Consider the following 2,214-nt stretch of genomic DNA (forward strand, 5'->3'; position numbering starts at 1 on the left):
GCGAGTTATCGATACGAGACTGAATAATAAATCTCAATTAGCTGGTTTCACCAAAAAGACGGATTTTGAATACTTTTTGCAGCAAATTGGGAATATTGACTATATACATCGTCTAGAATTGGCTCCGTCCTAACTCTGAAGAAATGTGTGGTGCATGGGGTCGCCACATCAAGATATCATTACCAGCATCATACAAATCTGAGGGTTCTTGCCCTGTCAGCAAATAAACAAATGTCCGTCCTAGAGCGTAGAAATCCGATTGGGGTACCGCTTGACCATGGATTTGTTCTAGGGGAGTATACCCAGGGGAAATCATACTGGTAACATTCCCAGCAGATTGTTTGAACATAAAAGTGTCGGTAACTTGGCGCACTGTGCCAAAATCAATTAATACTAGTTGTCCATCTGGACGCAAAATAATATTGGAAGGTTTGATATCGCGATGGAAAAAGTTTTCCTGATGAACTGCTTGGAGAATATCAACGATTTGAAATAACCAATCCAAGGCTAATTTTTCATCAATGGGGCGATTTCCTCGCTTTTCCTGATACTCCTCTAAATTCAGCCCAGAGATTTTTTCCATGACCAAACAGTATAGGGGGGTTTGGTGGTTTCTGGGAAAGAAGGTAAAATTTTCCTCTCCTTTAGGAATACCTGGATGATTGAGCTGAGTGAGAACTCTGGCTTCTTGCTCAAAAAGTTCCACAGCTTTGGGTTCATCGTTAATCAAAATTTTGAGAACCTTGGCAATTCCCTTGTGAGTCACCTCATAGATTCGTCCAAAGCCACCTTCTCCGAGTAATCGGCTGACCCGATACCGTCCCGCCAGCAATAACTCAGAACCGCAGCTTGAGCAGAATAGATCCGTATCAGGGTTACCGGGCTGAGGACACCCAGGATTTATGCACAGGATCATTGGGGTTAAAGATGGGTTGATCTACTTGAAAGTTTAGCTTTAAGTTTGTTAAGTAGAAGTTTTAAGTAGAAATGCGTTCGCGTAGTGTGGTCTACGGCCAATCGCTTTTGGTATAGTCAACGACAATAATAAGCCTAAATATTACAACTTAATCGTTGGTCATTAATAATGCCACGAACAGATAGCTATGGGCAAGATACTTATAGGCAAGTCTACAGACTAGATTTTCCGCAGCTGGATGCCGGGAAAGCAGCACCTGCGGTTCTAACATCCCAGGAAAAGCGCGATCTATCGCGATCTATACAGTGATATCTATAACAGTGCGATCGCACTCCCATCCAATTGCTGATGAACCCTATATATAAAAACAATAGCGATAGAGCTATCCTAGCAATGCTTTAGGTCTAGGATAGACAAGGGGTGATCGGGTGATCGGGAGAAATTAAGCTCTCAAGTATATACTAGACACTGAAGTTCTCAAAAAATCTTCATAAAGAAACTTATACCCACTGATACCAGCGGTATCGATGGTCTCAATGATAACCTTCATGGGAAAATATGAATCCAGGAATTGACCTCCAAAGCAGTTTTATTCAATCGCTGAGTGATCTAGGCATCCCCGCTGGTGCAGCTAAAGCCATTTGGATGCCATTACCCCTATTTCTAATGATTACCGTTGCCACCGTAGGGGTTTTGGTAGTGGTCTGGTTAGAACGAAAAATTTCAGCTGCTGCTCAACAGCGCATTGGTCCAGAATACGCTGGCCCTCTAGGGGTACTCCAGCCTGTAGCAGATGGCATCAAACTCGTCTTCAAAGAAGATGTTATTCCAGCCAAATCTGACTCTTTATTATTCACCCTCGGACCAATCCTGGTTGTACTGCCGGTATTTATCTCCTACCTGATTGTACCGTTTGGACAGAACTTGGTAATTACCAATGTGGGCACAGGCATATTCCTATGGATTGCCCTGTCGAGCATTCAGCCGATTGGTCTGTTAATGTCTGGCTACGCCTCTAATAATAAGTATTCCTTACTCGGAGGCTTAAGAGCTGCAGCTCAGTCTATCAGTTACGAAATTCCTCTAGCATTAGCGGTTCTAGCTGTTGTCATGATGTCCAACAGCCTCAGCACCATTGACATCGTTGATCAGCAATCGGGATACGGCATTCTGGGTTGGAATATCTGGCGTCAACCAGTGGGTTTCCTAATTTTTTGGATTTCGGCCTTGGCAGAATGCGAGCGACTCCCCTTTGACTTACCCGAAGCAGAAGAAGAACTGATAGCCAGCTACCAGTA

At 43.6% G+C, this 2,214-nt stretch carries 3 protein-coding genes and 1 pseudogene; 3 read left to right on the top strand and 1 reads right to left on the bottom strand.

Going from position 1 to position 2,214, the window contains the following annotated elements:
- Window positions 1-130, top strand: a pseudogene (locus tag F6K20_RS41030) (DUF488 domain-containing protein); the annotation flags it as partial.
- Here F6K20_RS41030 and F6K20_RS35130 read toward each other — a convergent pair.
- On the bottom strand, window positions 113-916 hold the full coding sequence (locus tag F6K20_RS35130; protein ID WP_287297898.1) for a serine/threonine-protein kinase: 804 nt from the start codon (window positions 914-916) through the stop codon (window positions 113-115). The pseudogene F6K20_RS41030 and the gene F6K20_RS35130 sit on opposite strands and share 18 nt — an antisense overlap.
- A gap of 168 nt (window positions 917-1,084) precedes the next feature.
- On the opposite strand from F6K20_RS35130, the gene F6K20_RS35135 reads away from it, so the two are divergent.
- Complete coding sequence (locus tag F6K20_RS35135; protein WP_154659812.1) at window positions 1,085-1,225, top strand: hypothetical protein; 141 nt, start codon at window positions 1,085-1,087, stop codon at window positions 1,223-1,225.
- Window positions 1,226-1,474: 249 nt separating this feature from the next.
- A partial coding sequence (locus F6K20_RS35140) for an NADH-quinone oxidoreductase subunit H (protein WP_287297900.1) occupies window positions 1,475-2,214 on the top strand: 740 nt, incomplete at its 3' end.

Source organism: Moorena sp. SIO2C4 (genome assembly GCF_010672485.1).
GTDB lineage: Bacteria > Cyanobacteriota > Cyanobacteriia > Cyanobacteriales > Coleofasciculaceae > Moorena > Moorena producens.

What these genes read in the sequence shown, in the direction of transcription:
- F6K20_RS35130 (WP_287297898.1), bottom strand. Translation starts at nt 916, where the DNA reads ATGATCCTGTGCATAAATCCTGGGTGTCCTCAGCCCGGTAACCCTGAT.
- F6K20_RS35135 (WP_154659812.1), top strand. Translation starts at nt 1,085, where the DNA reads ATGCCACGAACAGATAGCTATGGGCAAGATACTTATAGGCAAGTCTAC.